Raw genomic sequence first — 19,377 nt, 5'->3', positions numbered from 1 at the left:
TGATCAGCCCGCGGTGCGGGATTGGCCGATGGCGGCGGTGTAGCCGATGGCGGCTGCTTGTGGGTGAGTGGTCCGGTAGGTGTCCGCACCGGCGGCGGTGGCGAACGGCTTGTACCGCTGAGTTGGCGGGGCATCCGGATCGTCGAGCCAGACAGCGTGATCGCCGAAGATGCGCAGTCCGGTCAAGGTGTCGGGCACGTAGGCGGCGCGGACGTGCGGTGTCGCGGCCAGGCGGCGCAGCAGGCAGCTCGGCGTCGCGGAGACCGCGGTGTCGGTGCCGGACACCCACACTTCGGAGGCCTGCGCCGCGTCGTTGACCGGCAGTCCGCACACCTCATCGACACCGGCGAGCGTCATCGGATTGGCCACACTGGCCTGCCGCTGCGCGTAGTCGGGTCCGAACAACTGCCGCAGGTATCCGTCGTTGACGAATCTGGCGACGTCGAAATCCTTTGTCACCGCGCCGCGTCCGACCAGGTAGGCCTTGATCGGTTTGAAGGCGGCGAGCACCTGGTCCTTGAGTGTCATGTCGAAACTCACGAAGCCGTTGGGGCCGTTGTACAGATAGATCACCTCGGGTTCGATCCCGGTCAGCGCACTGACCCGCAGAGCCGACTTGAGCGGATGCGCGACGATCTCGTCGGTGGTGCTCTTCATCGCCCGCAGGAACGCCGCCATCACCTCGGGATGGCCGTCGACGAACTGCCGGCGCGCGACGACGCCGTGGAAGGTGGGCACGTTGTTGTCACCACCGTCGTAGAGCAGCCGTCCTTGGTTGCGGTAGATCACCAGTTGCGGCCATGGCACGAATTGCGCGAGGGCGTCGACCTGACCGCCGTCGATGGACGACGCACCGACCGACGGGTCCTGGTTGACGACGTGCAGTGAGTCCTTGCTGATGCCAATGGTTTTCACCGCAGTCGACAACATGCCGTCGCCGGCCGATCCGAGGCTGGTGGACACCTTCTTACCGCTCAGGTCGGCGAGGGTGCGCGCCGACGAGTCCGGCCGCACCACCACCTGGTTCAGCGAGCCGCGCAGGTTGTAGCCGGTGGTCGCGACCAATTCCGTTGCCGCGTCATCGTATTTGCGGGTCTTGGAGCCGTTGGTCAGCAGCGGGTAGTCGCCCATCGATCCGATGTCGACGTGGGTGGCGATCATCTGCGCCGTCAGCGGCGCACCGGACGCGAAGTCCTGCCACACCACCCGGTACTTCGTGTTGGTGGCCGCGCCCAGTTCTTTGAGCTGGTTCTCGAAGTCGCCACGATCGCGCAGAAGCGTGCCGGCGTTGACGGTGTTGATGGTCTTGGATTGGTAGCCGACGTTGACGACGACGGTGGGTTCCGACAGCAGGCCGCACCCTGTCAGCAGTTGGGCTCCACCAACCGTGAGTGCGGTCAGCAGAGCAACCGAGCGGGCCTGCCACGGGCTGCCAGTGCGCTGTTGCTTGTCCATGTCCACAAGGGTCAACCGTTTCTGTTACCTCGCTGTCATCTGAGGTTGCGCGGTAGTTACGCCATCTGCGACGGTGGAAACCGCAGGTCAGAGGCCTATTCGACCGGATTGCGCCGCGCCGCGGATACCGTGAATTAACACTCTGTTACGCCACCTCGGGCGCCCTGGCACGACACAGAGTTTTCGGAAAGTCTTGTAGCCATGGACATTTCGAGCGTGACGGCCGCGCGTACCCCGATCGAGCCCGATTACCGGTTCACCCTCGCCAATGAGCGCACGTTCCTGGCGTGGCAGCGCACGTCGCTCGGTCTGATGGCCGCCGCGGTGGCGGTCGTCCAGTTCATGCCGGAGCTGGCCATCCCGGGCCTGCGGCACGTCCTGGGCGTCGGCGTCGGCGTCATGGCCGTGTTGACGGCGGTCGCGGGACTGCGGCGCTGGAGCCAGGTGGATCGGGCCATCCGCAACGAGGAGCCGCTGCCGCAAGCCTCGGCTCCTACCTTCCTGACCACCGGCCTGGCGCTGATCGGACTGATCACCGTCGTCCTGGCGCTCAGCGCCACAGTGCGATGACGGTCGCCCAGGATCGCGGACTGCAGGCCGAACGCACGGCCCTGGCCTGGAACCGGACAGCGCTGGCAATCGCGACCTCGGGAGTTCTGGTGTTGCTGCGCAACGTTGATACCTTCCGCGGTGGTCACAACGCGACGCGGATCGCCCTCGTGGCCGCCGTCGCGGTGCTTGCCGCCGTGGTGTGCCGGATCGGGGTGAGCCGGCGTCGACAGTTGGCGCAAGGGCACTACTCCGGTATGCGGTACCTGCCGGCTGTTGGCCTCGCGGTGATCGCCGAAGGTGTGCTGGTGCTGATCTATCTCATGCCGCTCGGCTGATTCGTCACACGTCGAGGAAACGAATGTCCTTGGCGTTGCGCACGATAAAGCCCCGGCGGGCTTCGACATCCTCGCCCATCAGGATCGAGAACAGTTCGTCGGCGGCCGCGGCGTCGTCGAGCGTGACCTGACGCAGGACGCGGACGGACGGATCCATCGTGGTCTCCCACAGTTCTTTGGCGTCCATCTCACCCAGACCCTTGTAGCGCTGGATGCCGTCATCCTTGTTGATCTTCTTCCCCGCCTTGAGCCCCGCGTCCAGGAGCGCGTCACGGTGCCGGTCGGAGTAGGCGAATTCCGGTTCGCTGCGTTGCCATTTCAGCTTGTACAGCGGCGGCTGGGCCAGGAACACATGACCATGCTCGATGAGTGGTCGCATGAAGCGGAACAACAAGGTGAGCAGCAGCGTCGAGATGTGCTGGCCGTCGACGTCGGCGTCGGCCATCAACACGATCTTGTGATACCGCAGCTTCGACAGGTCGAACTCGTCATGGATACCCGTACCGAGCGCCGTGATGATGGCCTGCACCTCGGTGTTCTTCAATACCCGGTCGATGCGCGCCTTTTCGACGTTGATGATCTTGCCGCGCAGCGGCAGGATCGCCTGGAACATCGAGTCCCGGCCACTCTTGGCCGAGCCACCGGCCGAATCACCCTCCACCACATACAGTTCCGACTTCGTCGGATCGGTGGAACGGCAGTCCGCCAGCTTGCCCGGCAGACCACCGATGTCGGTGGCGCTCTTGCGACGCACCAACTCCCGCGCCTTACGCGCCGCGACACAAGCCTGCGCCGACGACGCCACCTTGGTGACGATGACCTTCGCCTCCGCCGGATTCGCCTCGAACCAGTGCGTCAGCTCCTCGTGGCACACCTTCTGCACGAACGAGCGGATGGCCGCGTTGCCGAGCTTGGTCTTGGTCTGCCCTTCGAATTGCGGTTCGGCGACCTTGACGGAGATGATGGCGGCGAGGCCTTCCCGGATGTCGTCACCGGTGAGGTTGGGGTCTTTGTCCTTGAGCAGTTTCTTGTCTTTGGCGTACCTGTTCACCACGTTCGTCAGCGCCGCGCGGAAGCCCTCCTCGTGCGTGCCACCCTCGTGGGTGTTGATGGTGTTGGCGAAGGTGTGCACTGACTCCGAGTAACCGGCGTTCCACTGCATGGCGATCTCGACCTCGTGGCCGTCCCCCGCGCCGTCGAACGCGATGATGCTCGGCTGAATGGCGCTCTTGGTCCGGTTGATGTGGCGGACGTAGTCGATCAGCCCGCCGGGGTGGTGGAAGACACGGGTCTCCGGGGCGGGCACCCGCCGGTCGGTCAGCGACAGCACGAGCCCCTTGTTCAGGAACGCCATCTCCTGCAGGCGGCGGGCAATGGTCTCGGCGTTGTACTCGGTGGTCTCGAAGATGTCTGGGTCCGACCAGAATCGGACAGTGGTGCCGGTGCGGGTCGACGGCTCACCCTTCTGCAGGGTGCCGGGCTCCGAGCGGTCGTAGTGCTGAAACCATTCGTACCCGTCCCGGTTGATGCACACCTCGAGCCGTGTCGACAACGCGTTGACCACCGAGACCCCGACGCCGTGCAGCCCGCCGGACACCTGATAGGAGTCGCCGTCGAACTTGCCGCCGGCATGCAGTTGGGTCATCACGACGTCGACGGTGGGAATCCCGGTGGCGTGCATGGCAACCGGGACGCCGCGGCCGTCGTCGCTGACCTCGACGCCGCCATCGTCGAGCAGCGTGACATCGACGCGGCTGGCGTGGCCGGCCATGGCTTCGTCGACGCCGTTGTCGACCACCTCCCACACCATGTGATGCAGGCCGCGCTCGCTGGTCGACCCGATGTACATACCGGGGCGTTTCCGGACGACGTCGAGCCCTTCGAGAATCGTGATCGATTGGGCGCCATAGCTGGACACGGCTGCACTCCTTCGACAGTCGAGTACGGCCCCTGACGTGCAGGGGCCGTACTCCGCTGGTGTTACTGGTTGCGTTCGGGGACGAAATCGATGGGCGCCCCGGCCGGGATGAGTTGTTCGGTCTCCACGCTGGCTTCGAATTCCTGGATGAACCGGTAGGCGTGTTGCATGACCCACCACCGCACCCAGGTCTGGTTGACGGCCTCGCGTTCCTTCGGGTCCTCGAGGAGGTTGGTGATGCGGGCGAAGCCCAAAGGGATCTCCGGGTCGTGGAAGTGCTGCTGCCGCTTGAAGTTGATCTTGAACTGCGACCACTTCACCGCGTGCAGCTCCTCGTTGAGCCAGACCATGCAGCCGTCGCGCTTGGATTCCTCTGCCCCGCCGAAGAATTCGCGCTGATCGATGCCGTCGATGATGCGGTCGTCGGGTACGTCGCAACCCACCCAGCGCAGCAGCGTCGGGAACATGTCGGTGACGTGCACCATCTCGTTGCTCTCCCGCACCGGCACATGACCGGGCCACCGGATGAGGCACGGTGTCCGGATGCCGCCCTCGGCCGAGCTGAAGTAGGAGCCGTCGAAGAAGCCCGCGGTACCCCGGCCGGCCAGGTGATCCTCTGCGCCGTTGTCGCCGGCCATGATCACGATGGTGTTGTCCTCGATGCCCAGCTCTTTGAGGTAGTCCAGGATGCTGCCGAAGTCGTGGTCGAGCATCAGCAGCGAGTCGCCCCAGTTGCCGTTGGTGCTCTTGCCCTTGAACTCCGGGCGGACCTCCATCGGGAAGTGCATCAGCGAGTGGTTGTGATACAGGTAGAACGGCTTGCCCGCATCGACGCTGCGCGTCATGAAAGCCTTTGCCCGGCGATCGTATTCGCCGTCGACCTCGCCCTTGAGCTTGACCGTCAGCTGCTGGTCGGTGGTCGTGACGCCACCTTCCTTGGTGCCGTCGTACATGTAGGAGTAGCCGTCGCGCTCGGCTTTGTACCAGGGGTCGTCGGGCCACAGGCACTCGTCGTAGGTGCGGGCCGGTCCGTACCATTCGTCGAAGCCGTGATCAGTCGGCCAGCGGCCGTCCTCCGCACCGATGTGCCACTTACCGAAACAGGCTGTGGCATAACCGGCTTCGGACAGGATGTCGCCCATGGTGCGTTCCCACGCCACGATGCCGCCGCCGTTGCCGCCGAGCGCGATGGTGTGGTTGCCGGACCGGATCGGGTACCGGCCCGTCATCAATGCCGAACGGGTGGGCGTGCACTGTGGTTCGACGACGAAGTGCGACAGCTTGAGCGACTCGGCGGCGAAGGCGTCCATCCGGACCGTGTCGGCCCCGCGCAGGATGCCGCCGCCGTAGCAGCCGAGCTCCCCCATGCCGAGATTGTCGACGTGAAAATAGACGATGTTGGGTTGTTCGGGCATGGTTGTACTACCTCTCTGTCGATTGTGTTAATCGGTAAGGGGATTGGGTGATCGACTGCGGAAGTGCCGGCTACGGTGGCGGCGGCGCGGAGTCTCGTGCGGCGGTGGTGATCAACGAACAGCGGTCGCCGCGGTACCGCACGGTTTCAAGGTCGAAGGGGGTGCCGTCTTCGAGGTGGGTCAGCCGGTGCAGCAGCAGAAGCGGTGCGCCGGGACGGATTTGCAGGAGCTTGGCCGTGTCGGCGTCGGCCGAGACCGATTCGACGGTGATCTCGGCCCAGCCCAGGCGCATCCCGAGTTCGGTCTCGATCAGCGAGAAGACTTCCTGGTCGGCCAGATTGGCGTCGACCGGGATGGCCCCGATCCGCAACGACGTGGTGTCCAGGGACAGCGGCACCCCGCCCACCGACCGCAGTCGCTCGATGAAGAGTATCGGCGCGCCTTCGGCCACTTGGAGTTTCGCCGCGACGAACGGGGAGGCGACCGACTCACGTGCCGACATCACGGTGTTCTCCACCGGAAGTTGATGCCCGGCAAGCGATTCGGCGAGGCCTTCCAATCGGTCGATCCGCTGGCTGAGCTTCGCGCCCGTGACGAACGTCCCGGCGCCCTGCACCCGGGTGATCAATCCCTCGCCGCGCAGGAGTTCAAGCGCCTCGCGAATTGCGTTGCGGCTCACGCCCAATTCGGCGGCCAGTTCGTTCTCCGGCGGCGCAGCGGCCGCGCCGCGGCCAGGCCGCCGTACACGCCGTCGAGGATCTGGCCACGCAGCACGTCGCGCGCCCAGCGGGCTGCATCGGCGCGGGTGCCCGCGTACTCCCGGGCCGCAGGACGGGGAAAGTCCTTCGGCGGGATGTGCGGGCGGCGGGTCATGAACTCACTGTGCCACCGATGACCACAGGTGGCGATACGTAGCGTGTTACGCCACCCGATCGAAGGTAAAGCCCTAGGCCAGGGACTATGCGGCGGCGTTTAGAGGCCGCTTTCGCCACCTCAATCGGCGATGCAGCGGAAGCCGATGTGCGACGTCGCGCTGTCCTGCGACTGCGACGACCGCGCCGCCGGCCGGTACCGATGGCAGTATTCCGGCGCACACAGGTGCGAGCCGCCCTTGAGGGTCTGCATCACCGACGGGTCGCCACCGGGCGGCGGACAGCAACCGGACACCTCAGCGTGGGCCTGGTGTCGCGGCGTGTAGCGGGTGCGGGTCCACTCCCACACGTTGCCGATCATGTCGAACAGGCCAAAAGCGTTGGGCGGGAACGTGCCAACCGGCGAGGTACCGACCCAGCCGAGGGCGCCGTCGTTGCGATACGGGAATTGGCCCTGCCAGGTGTTGGCCATCAGCTGCCCGTCGGGCCGGACCTCGTCACCCCACGCGTACACCGTGGTCGCCCCGGCGCGGGCGGCATACTCCCATTGTTCCTCGGTCGGCAGCCGCCTCCCCGCCCAGGCGGCGTAGGCCGCGGCGTCGGGGTACGCGACCTGCACCACCGGATGGTCGAGCCGGTCCTCGATGGATGAGTCCGGTCCCTTCGGGTGCTTCCAACACGCCCCGGGCACCCACGTCCACCAGGCGCGCCAGTTCCGCAGGTCCACCGGGCCCGTCGTCGGTTGGAACACCAGCGCGCCGGGGACGAGGTCGTCGGCCGGGACGCCGGGGAACAGCGCCGGATCGAGTTCTTGCTCGGCGACCGTCACGTGCCCCGTCGCGGCCACGAAGTCGGCGAACTGGGCATTGGTGACCGGGTGCCGTTCGATCGAGAACGGCGCGACCGTCACCTCATGCACCGGCGCTTCCTCAGGGTAGAAGTCATGCGATCCCATGCGGTACGACCCGCCGGGGAGGGCGGTCAATTCCGTGAGCATCCCGACAGGTTAAGCAGCCGATGCGCGACGCGCCCGGCGAATTCCGCGCCTCGACACTCCCCCGATGCACCAGACTGGGCTCATGACCGACACCGCCGCGACCCGCGTCGCGGTCTTCCTGGACTTCGACAACATCGTCATCTCGCGCTACGACCAGGTCCACGGCCGCAACTCTTTTCAGAAAGACAAGGCCAAGGGACTCGATCCAGACCGATTGACGACGGCCACCGTCGACGTCGGCGCGGTCCTCGACTTCGCGTCGTCCTTCGGCACGCTGGTGCTCACTCGCGCGTACGCCGACTGGTCCGCCGAGGTCAACGCGGGCTACCAGCAGCAGCTCGTCGGCCGCGCCGTCGACCTCGTGCAGCTCTTCCCCGCCGCGGCCTACGGTAAGAACGGCGCCGACATCCGGCTGGCCGTCGACACCGTCGAAGACATGTTCCGGCTGCCCGACCTCACCCACGTCGTCATCGCGGCGGGCGATTCCGACTACATTCCGCTGGCTCAGCGCTGCAAGCGCCTCGGCCGGTATGTAGTCGGGATCGGCGTGGCGGGCTCGTCGAGCCGAGCACTCGCCGCGGCGTGCGACGAGTTCGTCACCTACGACGCGCTGCCCGGCGTCCCGGCGCTGGAAACCCCGTCCGCACCCGCGCCGCCGAAGCGCACCCGTCGCGCCGCCAAGACCGAGAACGACGAGCCTGAACCGCCAGACCCGCAGACTTCCGCCAGTGCCCTGCTGACCCGCGCGTTGCAGATCGGGCTGGAGAAGGACGACGTCGACTGGCTGCACAACTCCGCGGTCAAGGCACAGATGAAGCGGATGGATCCCTCGTTCAGCGAAAAAGCTTTGGGATTCAAGTCTTTCAGCGATTTCCTGCGCTCGCGAACCGACGTCGTCGAGTTGGACGAGAGCTCAACGACGCGAATGGTGCGGTTGCGCGCAACGACCGCGGACAACTGATCAACGCACCGGAAGACCAGCACCCGCCGCGCGGAAGTCATTGCGTCACGGCGATCAGTCGGTGCGCCTGCTGAAATGTGGATAGCACCGCGAGCGTCGACTCGGCGCCCTGATCGGGGTTGGCGCCGTCGGCGTGCAATCCGTTGAATCCGCCGCCGGTTGCCGGATCCCACATCACAGCTCCGACGTCGTTGACGCCCTGGAACCACGCCGCAGCAGCCCGCACGGTATTGGGCCAGATGGCACTGGCATCAACGCCCGCGGCTCGGGCGCAGGCATCGGCAAGCGCCGCCACTTCAACCGGCTGCTGATCGAAGCCTGGCCGCGCTTCCTCGGCCGCCCAGCCGCCGACAGGACACACCGACAGGCGCCCGTCAATGGTTTCGCAATCGATCAGCCACTCCAGAAGGTCCAGTCCGCGCTGGCATAGCGCCGAATCCCCGCGCGCATCGCCGGCGGCGATCATCGCCTCGGGTAGCAATGCGTTTGCGCATGTCAGGCGAGCCTCCGGCCACGGCCAATCCGAATCATCACCCGGCGCCGCAACACCTGTGGCGTAGTCGTCGATGAGCCGGTGCGCCTCAACATGGCCGGGATCGACCTTGAGCAACTCCGCGGCACCGAGTGCCGCGAATGCCATCGCCCGAGGCCGCGTGGAGCGACCACGAACAGAGCGCCCGAACTGCACCACCGACAGACTACGGACCAAACCGAGATCGCTGTGTGCGGCGGCCGTGCCCAAGCTCCACAGGCATCGACCCCAGCAGTCGTCGAAAGCGAAATCGTCAGCCCAGTGGCCGTTACGGTCCATCCGATTACGGCAGCCACCCGAGAATGATTGCGCGCCGTTCAGGAACTTCACCGCCAACTTGGCCAGCACGTGGACTTCGTCGCCGGCGTCCGGCTCACGGCTGGCCACTACCAGGACCCTGGCCATATCGTCGGTGCAGTAGCCACTCTCGCGGCGTGGTTCTACGCCACAGGCACACGCGAAAGTGCCCTGCCGATCGGTCATCGCAAGCAGGTGGTCGAACTTGGGGTACGGCACTACCCCAGCCACATCCGCTCCGGCCTTCTGCTCAGAATATGTTGTGCCACAGCTTGATACGATCTGGCGATGATCGGCCACGTCATCGACGGGGCCAACCGCCGGGCCTCGGCGGCCATCGAGCCGGCCAATCTGGGCTGGGTCAGTACTGCATGCAGAGCCGACCGCAACGCCTCGGGGTCGTCATGGCCCACCACGATCCCCGCCCCGGTGGACAGCAATTCAGTGGCGTGGGGGAAAGCCGTCGCGACCACCGGTCGGCCGCTGGCGATGGCGTCGACCAAGACGCCAGAGGTCGTCTGATCGGTGGAGTCGTACGGCAGCACCACCGCCGCGGCGGACAGCATGAGCTCGATCAGAGACGACCCGTTGCGGTAGCCGGCATCGAAATGCACGGAGTGCCCTACGCCGGCGCGCTGGACCCTCTCGGTACAGGCATCGCGGTAGGCCTCGCCGTCGGCCGCCAGCACCCGTGGATGGGTCTGGCCGGCAACGAGATAACGCGGCCGGCCATTGAGGCGGTGCAGTGAATCCATCGCATCAATGACCCGCTCGATGCCCTTGCCCGGCCCCAGCAGACCCCAGGTCAACAGCGTCGGTCGTCCACCACGACCGGGGCGCACGCCGCTGGGGAGGGTCGCCCCACGCGCGATCATGGTGACTTTCCGCTGATCGACGTCGAACCCGTGACGCAGTTGCGCCCTGGCGGCCTCGGACAGCACCACTACCTGGTCAGCATGCGTCATCACCGCCTCCAGCACGGAGCGCTGGCGCCGGGTCGGATCCCTCGGAACCGTGTGGGCGACCACGATCGACGGCACCCGCAGCCCGCCGATGATCTCCACGACCTCATCTCCGTCAGTGCCGCCATAGATTCCGTAATCGTGCTGGATCACCGCGACGTCACTCTTGCTGAGCAGGTCCACGGCCGCGGCGACTGACGCCGGCGATCCGTTGACCAGTTCACCGACCACACGGCTATCGCTGGCAGAGCACCCATCCGCAACACGCACCACGCTCACGTCGGCGCCGTTGGCGGCCAACCCGCGACTCAGCGCCGCACTGAAAGCGGCCAGGCCACATCGCGTGGGTGGAAATGTGCCGAGGATCCCGAAACTTGGCGAGCCGGCACGTCCGGGATTCAGCACCTGGATATCCGAATACTGAGTGGAGATTTCACGGCAGTCCCGTCGCATAGAGGTCACCGATGTGTCCGGCGCGAGCGGCTGCTCGAGGAATTCAACGGCAAGATGCTGACTTGACTACGCCCGGCGGGCTGGTTGGTTCCCAACCCGTTCGACGCTACACCCGAAACGGCTGCCCCGACGGCCGGGGTGAAGATTCCTGCAGCTCAAACGGTGTAGTGTGGCACCTATCGAGAACTTGAGTTGTGTCGAGCCCACAGCATCGACGTGATCTCGCAGCGCCCCGGATCACCGTGGCGAACAACTTGCCGACCTGCCCGTCTGGGCGGCCGAAAGCCAAAGCCGAAGGCGCATAACGCATTCTGCCAATGCGCCGTCCTTCATCACCTAAGAGAACCAGAGGGAACGATCATGAATATCGCAACAAGGACCAAAACCGCTTGGAAAGCCACCAAGAGCTATTTCGGCTTCGGCATCGAAGACCGCGGTCCGTTCGACGAACAAAAGGCGCATCACGCAGCCGACGCCGGACAGGCGCGGACCAAAATCAAGGCCGTCTTCGACCACTGACGGCTATCCGCGGATGGCGGCCCAGCCGCTGTCCGGGAACGCCAGCCGGAAGTTGGTCCGCAGGGTCTGTAGGTACTGAGAGATGAGCGAGCCGGTGGTGTAGGGCAGGTCGTACTTCTCGCACAAGTCACGGACCCGGACACTGATCTGCGCGTACCGATTGCTCGGCAAGTCGGGAAACAGGTGATGCTCGATCTGGTAGCACAGGTTTCCACTCGAAAATGCCAGCACCGGACCAGCTTTGAAGTTCGCGGCACCCAGCATCTGTCTCAGATACCACTCTGCTCCGGTCTCGGTCTTCAGGACTTCCGGGGCGAACGTCTGCACGCCGTCGGGAAAATGTCCGCAGAAGATCACCACATACGACCAGAGGTTGCGCAGCAGGTTGGCGGTCGCGTTGGCGGTCAGCGTTCGGCGCCAGCGGCGCAGGCTGACCGCGGGCAGAACGACGTAATCCTTGACGGTCTGCCGCGCGATCTTCCTCAGCATCGCCTCCTTCGCAGCCTGCCTGCCGTCCTCGCTGCCTGCTCGTTCCGCTTCGGAGTGATAGCCATGGCGGGCGATTCCCAATTCGAAGACCAAGGCCAAGAACAGGTTTCGTAAAGGCTGCCACAGATCCGAGGGCTTCCACGGCTGATCACGGGTCACCCGCAATACTCCGAACCCGAGATCGTCATCCACGCCGACCACGTTGGTGAAGACGTGATGGCGGTAGTTGTGCGAGTACCGCCACTGCGCGGACGGCCCCATCATGTCCCACTCCCAAGTGTTCGAATGAATTTCCGGATCGTTCATCCAGTCCCATTGGCCGTGGCTGACGTTGTGCCCAATCTCCATATTCTCAACGGCTTTCGCATACGCCAACGCCACGACCCCCACCGCCCAACCGATCCTGGATCGGCTCCCGGCAATCTGCAGTCGAGCGACGACGTCCAGAGTCCGTTGAAACGCGATGGCGCGCCGGATATAGGTCGCATCCTTCGCGCCGAGGGATTCCTCGACGTCGGCGCGAACGGTGTCCAGTTCAAGACCGATCGCCTCGACGTCTGCCGGAGACAGACGGGCATACGCGGCAATATCACTGATGGGCAAAAGAATTCCGGTCCGTTGACGCGCGTGGCACCGGTCTCGGCCACCTGGGGTGCGTGTCCCACCAGCCTAGGCCCCATTTCGAAACGGCGCCATGGGGCGCTCACGCAGCGTTCGGACCAGGCGATGACGGCACGGCGCGCTCGAGCGCATTGCGTGGCCGTCCGCGGTGCGCGTAGGGTCAGGTGATTGGGACCGCACAGGCCCCCGAACAAAGGGGCTGTCATGTCTGACAAATCTCCGCGACAGAGCATGACCAAGAAGACCGGAAAGTCGCTCAAAGAGAAACGCGCCGAGAAGCGCGCCAAGACCGGTCAGGCGTCGACCGACGGCGTCTTGCATTCAAAGAAGCACTGACACAGGTAACGCCAAGCGGCTCAACGCTTTTCGTCGCCGCGATTGAACGATTCGGCGGTCGGCGATTGTCCGTGTCTGATCACTTGGCCGAATCTGGCTATCCTCCAAGCAGTTTCGACGGCCAACGCCCGATCGAACTCCGGCGGCGCGGGGGCGACGGTGGCTGATCCGTGCGAGTCGCCTAATTGTCGTCGGTCACGTAATTCCCCAGGGGTTGCTGTCACGTAATTCCCCAGGTGTGGGCCTCGTGTTGGTCTTACCGGTCGGGGCGGGCGTTGTCTAGGTGGTGGTGCGGCCGGGTCGTTTCCGGGGTCGGTAGCTGGGTCCGTCCATGAGGACTTGGTGGCTGGTGTTGATCAGTCGGTCGAGTAGGGATTCGGCCACGACGGGGTTGGGGAACAGCGGGTACCAGTCTTTGGGGGCGCGGTTGCTGGTCAGGATGAGGGGTTTGCCAGCGATGGCCCGGTCGGAGACCAGATCGTAGAGATCGTCGGATTGGGTGGTGGTGTGCTCACGCATCGCGAAGTCATCGACGATCAGTACCAGGGGCCGGGTGTACTCGCGCATGCGCTGGCCGATGGTGCGGTCGGCGTGTCCGCCGGCAAGGTCGGCGAGCATGCGGGCGCATTTGACGAAGCGGATGTCCCCGCCGCGGCGGGCTACGTGATGTCCGAGTGCTTGTGCCACATGGGTTTTGCCGACGCCGACGGGGCCGTAGAGGATGACTGATTCGCCGGCGTCGAGCCAGCGCAGGGCGGCCAGGTCGCGCAGCATCGCGGCGGGCAGTTTCGGGTTGGCGGTGAAGTCGAAGTCTTCGAAGGTGGCCTGTTCTTCGAACTTGGCGCGGCGCAATCGCCGTGTGAGAGCGGCGGATTCGCGGCGGGCGATCTCGTCTTGACAGAGGGCTTGCAGGAATTCGAGGTGGCCGAGGCCGCCGTCGCGGGTTTGGGCGAGCCGGGCATCGAGGGTGTCGAGCATGCCGGACAGTTTCAGGGTGCGCAGCGCGGTGCGTAGCGCCGGATCACAGATAGACATGGTGGGCTTCCTTTGAAGGTTGATTATGTTGCAGCAGTGTGGAATTGGTGACGATCAGGCGATGATGCCGGTATCGGTGCCGAACTGGTCGGGGCCACGCAGAAACGCCCCCGCCGCGCCGGTGCTGGCGGGCGGTTCGTCGCCGGCGTGTTCGGTGCCGGCGGCCAGGATGCCTTTGATGGTGCGGTAGGACGGGTCACCGACGGCGATGGCGCGGGCGCACGCGGCCTCCAACCGGTCGCAGCCGTGTTTGTCGCGCAGCCCGAGCACTCCTTGCGCGGCGCGCAGATGGTGGATGGCGTTGTCGGCCATGAACGCGGCGATCACCGCGACGCAGGCCGGGCCGACCAGTTCGGCGGTGCGCCGGCACCAGGTCGGGGTTTTCATCGCGAACGCGACCTTCTCCGGCGGGTAATGGGCGAAGTCGGTCGAGCGCCCCGATGGGCGGCGCACGTGGATGGCCACCACCGCATCGGCGTGAAAGACCTGTACCACGTCGCCGGCGGTGCGGGCATGCAGGCGTTGCCCGATCAGCCGCCACGGCACCGAGTACAACGCCTTGCCGACCTTGAGGTGCGCGTCGGTGCCGACGGTGCCGATCGACCAGGTGGACAGTTCAAATACTCTGGGCGGCAACCCGATCAACGCGCTGGCTTCGATCGCTTCAAACACCCGCAACGGCGGCGCGCCCTCCAGTGCCCGACACGACCTCGCCCCGGCCACCTCGATGCTCCAGCGCTGGGCGTCGGTTTGCATCGCGGGCAGCCCGTCGAACTGGCGGCCGCGCCAGAACGAATCCCGGATGTATTGCATGGGCCGTTCGACGCGGGGTTTGTCTTTGGGTTTGAACGCCCGCGCCGGGTCGATCAGGGTGCCGTAGTGGGTGGCCAGCTCGGCATAGGCGCGGTTGATCTTCGGGTCATACAGGTCGGGTTTGTCCACCCCGGTCTTGAGGTTGTCACACACCAACCGGGCCGGGACCCCGCCGAAGAACTCGAACGCCGCGACATGGCAAGCGCACCAGGTGGTTTGGTCCATCCGGATCACCGGGCGCACGAACAGGTGCCGCGAACACGCCAACACCATCACGAACGCCCACACCGCCACCCGGCGGCCCACCGCGGGATCGAACCACATGCCCAGGCGACCGTAGTCGATCTGCGCTTCACTGCCCGGCTCGACCGGCCCGCGCGGCACGGTCACCTTCGCTCGTGCCACCTCTTCCGCGAAATGTGTTGCGATCCAACGCCGAACCGAGGACTCCGACACCGCTACCGCATGCTCGTCCCGCAACCGCTGAGCGATCGTGGCGATCGTGACATCGGCATCGAGCCAGGTCTTGATCTGGTCCCGGTGCGGTTCGATCAGCGGCCAGGTCAGCGCCCGCGCCGCAGGATCGGACAGTTCCGGGAACCACCCGCCGATCAGCTCCGACCACTGTGGCGCGGTCAGCGGCTCCGTACCCGGGCCGATACCCGCCGCGACCGCCGGAGCCAAATATTTGCGGACGGTCTTGCGGTCAATGCCCAGCGACTCCGATAACTGGACCTGCGAACGGCCCGCGTGCCAGTGGGTGAACAACTCGACCAAATCGAGCATCACGATACTTCTCCTCGCCATCAGCGCCCTTCCATCCACCATCAGATGGATGCAGAGCGAACCGGTAAACGAGGCCCACACCAGGCAGACACACCGCCCAGGGTGGGGAATTACGTGACAGCCAGGGTGGGGAATTACGTGACGGACAACCCCTCAAACCTGGGGAAATACGTGACCGCTGACACCTAATGCAGGGTCTGCAGACGCTTCCGGCAGCGACGCCTGATCCGCGCATCGCCGCACGCCCTCCAGTCGACCGACTCAAGGCCCGCCGCTCTGAGTGCAGACAGAGCTCTTTGGATTCACCTCAACAATGCAAGAGCTGCCCAAACACAGGCCGGCGGGTCGATCGCTGCAGCGATCGACCCATACCAGGCCGTTCGCTCTCGCGATGAATGCAGCAAGCACTCTATGGTGCGGGCGGTGGGACTCGAACCCACAAACTCTCACGAGCACCGGCACCTAAAGCCGGCATGTTTGCCAATTTCATCACGCCCGCGGGCCCCCTGAGGATACCGGTACAGCACAGCCAGAACTTGTCGGACCGTCGTCATACGTTGATCCCAACGCTTGATGGAGGGCCGATGCGCAACCCCGGCGAGTTCATCGGGCCCAAGTCGCGCCCTGTGCCGCGGCCATGCGTCGAACGTCCGGCGTCCTAGCAGGCACGAATCGCAAACCCAAACCCGCGCGCGGTACCGTTGCCATATGTCCACTACACGGCGTAGGAGGCCAGCGCTCATCGTGCTGGTGACCGTCGCTGCCCTGGGCTGCATGGCCCTGGCCTGGTGGCAGTGGTCGCGCTTCCAGTCGAGCGCCGGCACCTTCCAGAACCTGGGCTACGCCCTGCAGTGGCCGATGTTCGGTGCCTTCTGCTTCTACGGCTACTACAAGTTCGTCCGCTACGAAGATCAAGGCCCCGTAGCGCCGGCCACCAATGAGCCCACCGAAATCCCCGAGGGCCTGCTCCCCGAGCGCCCCAAGGCCGCCAAAGACACCGCGGACCCCACCCTCAACGAATACAACGCCTACCTCGCCGAACTGGCCGAGAACGACAAACAGGACAGGACCACCACATGACCGAGTCGCAGCCGACCACCCTGTCGAAAGACACCATCCGCAAGGCATTGACCGCCTACCGCGTGATGGCGTGGGCGACCGGTCTCTGGCTCATCGCCCTCTGCTACGAGCTGGTCGCGCACTACATCTTCAACGACGCCAGCCTGAACTGGATCGGCATCGTCCACGGCTGGGTGTACTTCGCCTACCTGCTCTGCACGTTCAACCTTGCGGTCAAGGTCCGCTGGCCGCTCGGGCAGACCATCGGCGTCCTGTTCGCCGGCACCGTCCCGCTGATCGGCATCATCGTCGAGCACTTCCGCACCGAAGATGTGAAGAAGCGCTTCGACCTCTGACCGTCAGCCCAGGTGCTTGAGCACCTCGACGGCCAACTGCTCGCCGCGATCCTCCTGGAGGAAGTGCGACGCCCCTTCGATCCGCACCTGCTCGTCGACCGTCGGAAGCAGGTCGACGAACGCCTCGCCCGCGCGCGGATACGGGAACACCGGGTCCTGGTCGGAGAACGCCACCAGCGCCGGCTTCTCCCAGCGGGACAGCGCATCGGTCACGGCCTTCATCTCCGTCGCACCCGCCGCGTCCTCCGCGATCGGCACCAGGAGCGGGAACTGCGCGGCGCCGGCCTTCGACTCGACGGTCGGGAACGGCGCGTCGTAGGCAGCGACGACCTCAGGCGGCAGGTCGGTCGTCGTCGCGCCTTGAATCACGAAGCCGACGGGCAGGTCGGGGTTGGCCTCCGCGAACGCACGCCACGCCATGAAGCCCTTCGACACCCGACCCGTGAACAGCCCGGTGTTGAAAATCGCCAGGGCGCCAACCTGATCCGCGTTCTCTACCGCCCAGCGCAAGCCGATCGGTCCGCCCCAGTCCTGCACGACAACGGTGGCGTCCTGCAAGCCGAGCTCGCCCAGCACCTGGGTCACCAACTCGACGTGCCGGTCATAGCTGTACCACCGCCGGTCGGTCGGTTTGTCCGAGCGGCCGAAGCCCGCGTAGTCGGGGACGATCACCCGGTGCCCGGCCTCAATGAAGGGGTCGATCATCTTGCGGTACAGGTACGCCCACGTCGGCTCGCCGTGGAAGCAGACGATGGGCTTGCCGTCGCGGGGCCCCTCATCGAGGTAGTGCATGCGCAGCCCGTCGACGTCGACGTAGTTGGGGGCGAAGTCGTAGCTCGGCAGATTCGCGAAGCGTTCGTCGGGCGTACGGAAGACCTCAGCGGTAGTCATGTCGTCAACTTGCCACTAGTTGACCGACCGGTCAACTAGTAATTACGATCCACAGATGCCCCGAAGTTCCGACGCCCGCGACCGCTTGGTCGCCACCGCCGCACGGCTGTTCCTCGAACGCAGCTACCAAGCCGTCGGCGTCGACGAACTCTGCCGCGCGACCGACATCAAAAAGGGCAGCTTCTATCACTACTTTCCGTCGAAATCGGAGCTCGCCAAAGCCGTTGTCGACTTACACGCCAAGGCATTTCAACGCCAGCTGACCGGCTCCCCCGCCGCGACACCGGCCGACAAGCTGCATGCCATCCCGGACGCCATCGGCGCCATCCAGTCGGCGCTCGAAGCCCAATTCGGCCGCGCCGTGGGCTGCCCCTTCGGCAATTTCGCCGCGGAACTGTCCACCACCGACGACGATCTGCGCGAGCACCTGGCCCACACCCTCAAGACGATGGAACACCATATGGCGGTCATCGCCACCGAGGCCTCAGCGGCCGGAGCGCTGCGCCCCGGCACCGATCCACAGCAGCTCGCGCACGCACTACTCGCGCAGTATCAGGGCATCATCCTGCTGGCGAAGCTGAACGACGCCGGCGTCGCGCACCTCGCTCCCGCACTGCACGACTTCATCGACGGTTACTTGACCCGAACGCAACTGGACGGCGGAAATCTAGCCTGAATACCGCCCTGCAGTTGCGTTGGAGCAGCCCGGCATCACAACTACGACGCCCACATCTCAGCGCGCCACAATCTTTCCGCCTCATCCCGCGGAAACCGCCAGGCCACATCGTCGACCGCGCCTCGCGATGCGCGCGCGTTGATGAGGCGACGCAACACCACTCCCGCCGGGTCGCGCACAGTCACCCGAATTACGAGCCAACCCGCTTCAACCATGCTCTCGATTCTCGCGATGTCCCGGCGGACGGCTTCCGGATCGGTGTGGTGCCCACCCTCGTACTCGACGGCGATCTTCAACTCCGGCCACGCGAAATCGACAACACCGAGCAACGCGCCGTACTCGTTGTAAATCGAGTGCTGGCTCTCCGGCTTCGGGAGGCCAGACCGAATGATCAACAGCCGCAACGCTGATTCTCTCGGCGATCCAGCTTTCGGGTCGACGAGCGCAATTGTCTTCCTCGCCTGGAGAATGCCCCGCTGACCGGTATGACGCGCCGCCGCCAACTCGATGTCAGCCACCGTCAGCCGTGCCGCACGGGCCAACGCATCAATCGCCGCGACAGCGACATCCTCAGGGAGCTTTCGCGCCAGATCAACCGCGGTACGCAATGGCGTGGTCAGCAACATCTCGCCGATGCGGCACACTTCGTCGTCAGCCGGAGTGTCTCGCCACACCACCACACCCCGCTCGCCGCGGCAGTAGCGGTCACAGATGTAGGCAGGAATCTCCGGCCCGATGAACCTGGCGCCATGCAACGCTGCCGCCGAGAAACCCGCCAGCACACCCCGGCGTTTCGATCGCAGCCACGCCGCTTTCGCGCGCACGACCGCGGTCGGCTTCGTGCCTCTCGGCACATAGACATCCTTGTGTACGGCCACGAAGTTCGTCCGCAACTGATGCCGGGTCAGGCGCCCCGCCGACAACGCCTCACTCCCAATGAATGGCTCCCCCACCAGCGCAGTGTGCCCAGCGGTTCGTGCATAGCGCCAGGACGGAAGAGCAGAGCCTGTGGATAACGCCCGAACGCAACTGGGCGGCGGAAAGTCA

19 protein-coding genes, 1 tRNA gene and 1 pseudogene are annotated in these 19,377 nt (G+C 65.3%); 8 read left to right on the top strand and 13 right to left on the bottom strand.

Annotated elements, in window-relative coordinates; translation table 11 throughout:
* Positions 1–3: 3 nt before the first annotated feature.
* Positions 4–1,455, bottom strand: coding sequence for an ABC transporter substrate-binding protein (locus ACJEIK_RS07155; protein ID WP_406802717.1), 1,452 nt, complete (start codon positions 1,453–1,455; stop codon positions 4–6).
* Positions 1,456–1,656: 201 nt separating this feature from the next.
* On the opposite strand from ACJEIK_RS07155, the gene ACJEIK_RS07150 reads away from it, so the two are divergent.
* A complete protein-coding gene (locus tag ACJEIK_RS07150; protein WP_406802718.1) occupies positions 1,657–2,025 on the top strand; it encodes a YidH family protein in 369 nt (122 codons plus the stop codon).
* The gene (locus ACJEIK_RS07145; RefSeq protein WP_406802719.1) at positions 2,022–2,342 is read left to right on the top strand and encodes a DUF202 domain-containing protein; all 321 of its coding nucleotides are present in this window, start codon (positions 2,022–2,024) and stop codon (positions 2,340–2,342) included. The genes ACJEIK_RS07150 and ACJEIK_RS07145 overlap by 4 nt, the downstream gene beginning before the upstream one ends.
* A gap of 4 nt (positions 2,343–2,346) precedes the next feature.
* Here ACJEIK_RS07145 and gyrB read toward each other — a convergent pair whose 3' ends face one another.
* The 4 genes and pseudogenes from gyrB to ACJEIK_RS07125 all read right to left on the bottom strand — a co-directional run bounded on the left by gyrB (position 2,347) and on the right by ACJEIK_RS07125 (position 7,544).
* Positions 2,347–4,260, bottom strand: coding sequence for a DNA topoisomerase (ATP-hydrolyzing) subunit B (gyrB, locus tag ACJEIK_RS07140; RefSeq protein WP_406802721.1), 1,914 nt, complete (start codon positions 4,258–4,260; stop codon positions 2,347–2,349).
* 62 nt (positions 4,261–4,322) lie between these two features.
* Positions 4,323–5,675: an arylsulfatase gene (locus tag ACJEIK_RS07135; RefSeq protein ID WP_409431247.1), complete on the bottom strand. Its 1,353-nt coding sequence runs from the start codon at positions 5,673–5,675 to the stop codon at positions 4,323–4,325.
* Positions 5,676–5,745: 70 nt separating this feature from the next.
* Positions 5,746–6,449: pseudogene (locus ACJEIK_RS07130) on the bottom strand (GntR family transcriptional regulator).
* A gap of 219 nt (positions 6,450–6,668) precedes the next feature.
* Positions 6,669–7,544, bottom strand: coding sequence for a formylglycine-generating enzyme family protein (locus ACJEIK_RS07125; protein ID WP_409431246.1), 876 nt, complete (start codon positions 7,542–7,544; stop codon positions 6,669–6,671).
* Positions 7,545–7,626: 82 nt separating this feature from the next.
* On the opposite strand from ACJEIK_RS07125, the gene ACJEIK_RS07120 reads away from it, so the two are divergent.
* Positions 7,627–8,505 (top strand): NYN domain-containing protein, encoded by an 879-nt coding sequence (locus ACJEIK_RS07120; protein WP_409431245.1) that lies wholly within the window; start codon positions 7,627–7,629, stop codon positions 8,503–8,505.
* Positions 8,506–8,542: 37 nt separating this feature from the next.
* On the opposite strand, the gene ACJEIK_RS07115 is transcribed toward ACJEIK_RS07120, so the two are convergent.
* Positions 8,543–9,520, bottom strand: coding sequence for a glycosyltransferase (locus tag ACJEIK_RS07115; RefSeq protein WP_204158620.1), 978 nt, complete (start codon positions 9,518–9,520; stop codon positions 8,543–8,545).
* 32 nt (positions 9,521–9,552) lie between these two features.
* Positions 9,553–10,698 (bottom strand): glycosyltransferase, encoded by a 1,146-nt coding sequence (locus tag ACJEIK_RS07110; RefSeq protein ID WP_234785414.1) that lies wholly within the window; start codon positions 10,696–10,698, stop codon positions 9,553–9,555.
* 411 nt (positions 10,699–11,109) lie between these two features.
* Between ACJEIK_RS07110 and ACJEIK_RS07105 the strand changes: the two genes are divergently transcribed.
* Complete coding sequence (locus ACJEIK_RS07105; RefSeq protein ID WP_406775738.1) at positions 11,110–11,268, top strand: hypothetical protein; 159 nt, start codon at positions 11,110–11,112, stop codon at positions 11,266–11,268.
* A gap of 3 nt (positions 11,269–11,271) precedes the next feature.
* On the opposite strand, the gene ACJEIK_RS07100 is transcribed toward ACJEIK_RS07105, so the two are convergent.
* Positions 11,272–12,360, bottom strand: a complete 1,089-nt coding sequence (locus ACJEIK_RS07100) for a fatty acid desaturase family protein (protein ID WP_406775737.1) — start codon at positions 12,358–12,360, stop codon at positions 11,272–11,274.
* Positions 12,361–12,582: 222 nt separating this feature from the next.
* Here ACJEIK_RS07100 and ACJEIK_RS07095 point away from each other — a divergent pair, with 222 nt between their 5' ends.
* Positions 12,583–12,714 carry a hypothetical protein gene (locus tag ACJEIK_RS07095; RefSeq protein WP_110784233.1) on the top strand — a complete coding sequence of 44 codons (132 nt, stop codon included), beginning with the start codon at positions 12,583–12,585 and terminating at the stop codon, positions 12,712–12,714.
* Between the two features lie 279 nt (positions 12,715–12,993).
* On the opposite strand, the gene istB is transcribed toward ACJEIK_RS07095, so the two are convergent.
* The 3 genes from istB to ACJEIK_RS07080 form a co-directional block, all read right to left on the bottom strand.
* Positions 12,994–13,749 carry an IS21-like element helper ATPase IstB gene (gene istB / locus ACJEIK_RS07090; protein ID WP_074360265.1) on the bottom strand — a complete coding sequence of 252 codons (756 nt, stop codon included), beginning with the start codon at positions 13,747–13,749 and terminating at the stop codon, positions 12,994–12,996.
* 54 nt (positions 13,750–13,803) lie between these two features.
* Entirely contained in the window at positions 13,804–15,348 is a 1,545-nt protein-coding gene (istA, locus tag ACJEIK_RS07085; RefSeq protein WP_109558051.1) for an IS21 family transposase, read from the bottom strand.
* A gap of 412 nt (positions 15,349–15,760) precedes the next feature.
* Positions 15,761–15,847, bottom strand: a tRNA-Leu gene (locus tag ACJEIK_RS07080).
* A gap of 209 nt (positions 15,848–16,056) precedes the next feature.
* Between ACJEIK_RS07080 and ACJEIK_RS07075 the strand changes: the two genes are divergently transcribed.
* Entirely contained in the window at positions 16,057–16,428 is a 372-nt protein-coding gene (locus tag ACJEIK_RS07075; RefSeq protein WP_061007268.1) for a hypothetical protein, read from the top strand.
* Positions 16,425–16,763 carry a DUF3817 domain-containing protein gene (locus tag ACJEIK_RS07070; RefSeq protein ID WP_061007269.1) on the top strand — a complete coding sequence of 113 codons (339 nt, stop codon included), beginning with the start codon at positions 16,425–16,427 and terminating at the stop codon, positions 16,761–16,763. The genes ACJEIK_RS07075 and ACJEIK_RS07070 overlap by 4 nt, the downstream gene beginning before the upstream one ends.
* A 3-nt stretch (positions 16,764–16,766) precedes the next feature.
* Here ACJEIK_RS07070 and ACJEIK_RS07065 read toward each other — a convergent pair whose 3' ends face one another.
* Entirely contained in the window at positions 16,767–17,654 is an 888-nt protein-coding gene (locus ACJEIK_RS07065) for a haloalkane dehalogenase (protein ID WP_061007270.1), read from the bottom strand.
* A gap of 55 nt (positions 17,655–17,709) precedes the next feature.
* Here ACJEIK_RS07065 and ACJEIK_RS07060 point away from each other — a divergent pair, with 55 nt between their 5' ends.
* Positions 17,710–18,330: a TetR/AcrR family transcriptional regulator gene (locus ACJEIK_RS07060; RefSeq protein WP_061007271.1), complete on the top strand. Its 621-nt coding sequence runs from the start codon at positions 17,710–17,712 to the stop codon at positions 18,328–18,330.
* Between the two features lie 41 nt (positions 18,331–18,371).
* On the opposite strand, the gene ACJEIK_RS07055 is transcribed toward ACJEIK_RS07060, so the two are convergent.
* Positions 18,372–19,283 (bottom strand): endonuclease domain-containing protein, encoded by a 912-nt coding sequence (locus ACJEIK_RS07055; protein WP_234785413.1) that lies wholly within the window; start codon positions 19,281–19,283, stop codon positions 18,372–18,374.
* Between the last annotated feature and the right edge of the window lie 94 nt (positions 19,284–19,377).

It is taken from the genome of Mycobacterium sp. SMC-16, assembly GCF_046250085.1.
GTDB lineage: Bacteria > Actinomycetota > Actinomycetes > Mycobacteriales > Mycobacteriaceae > Mycobacterium > Mycobacterium phocaicum.
The sequence above is the reverse complement of the archived record's forward strand: the minus strand, read 5'-3'. Positions and strand labels throughout refer to the sequence as shown.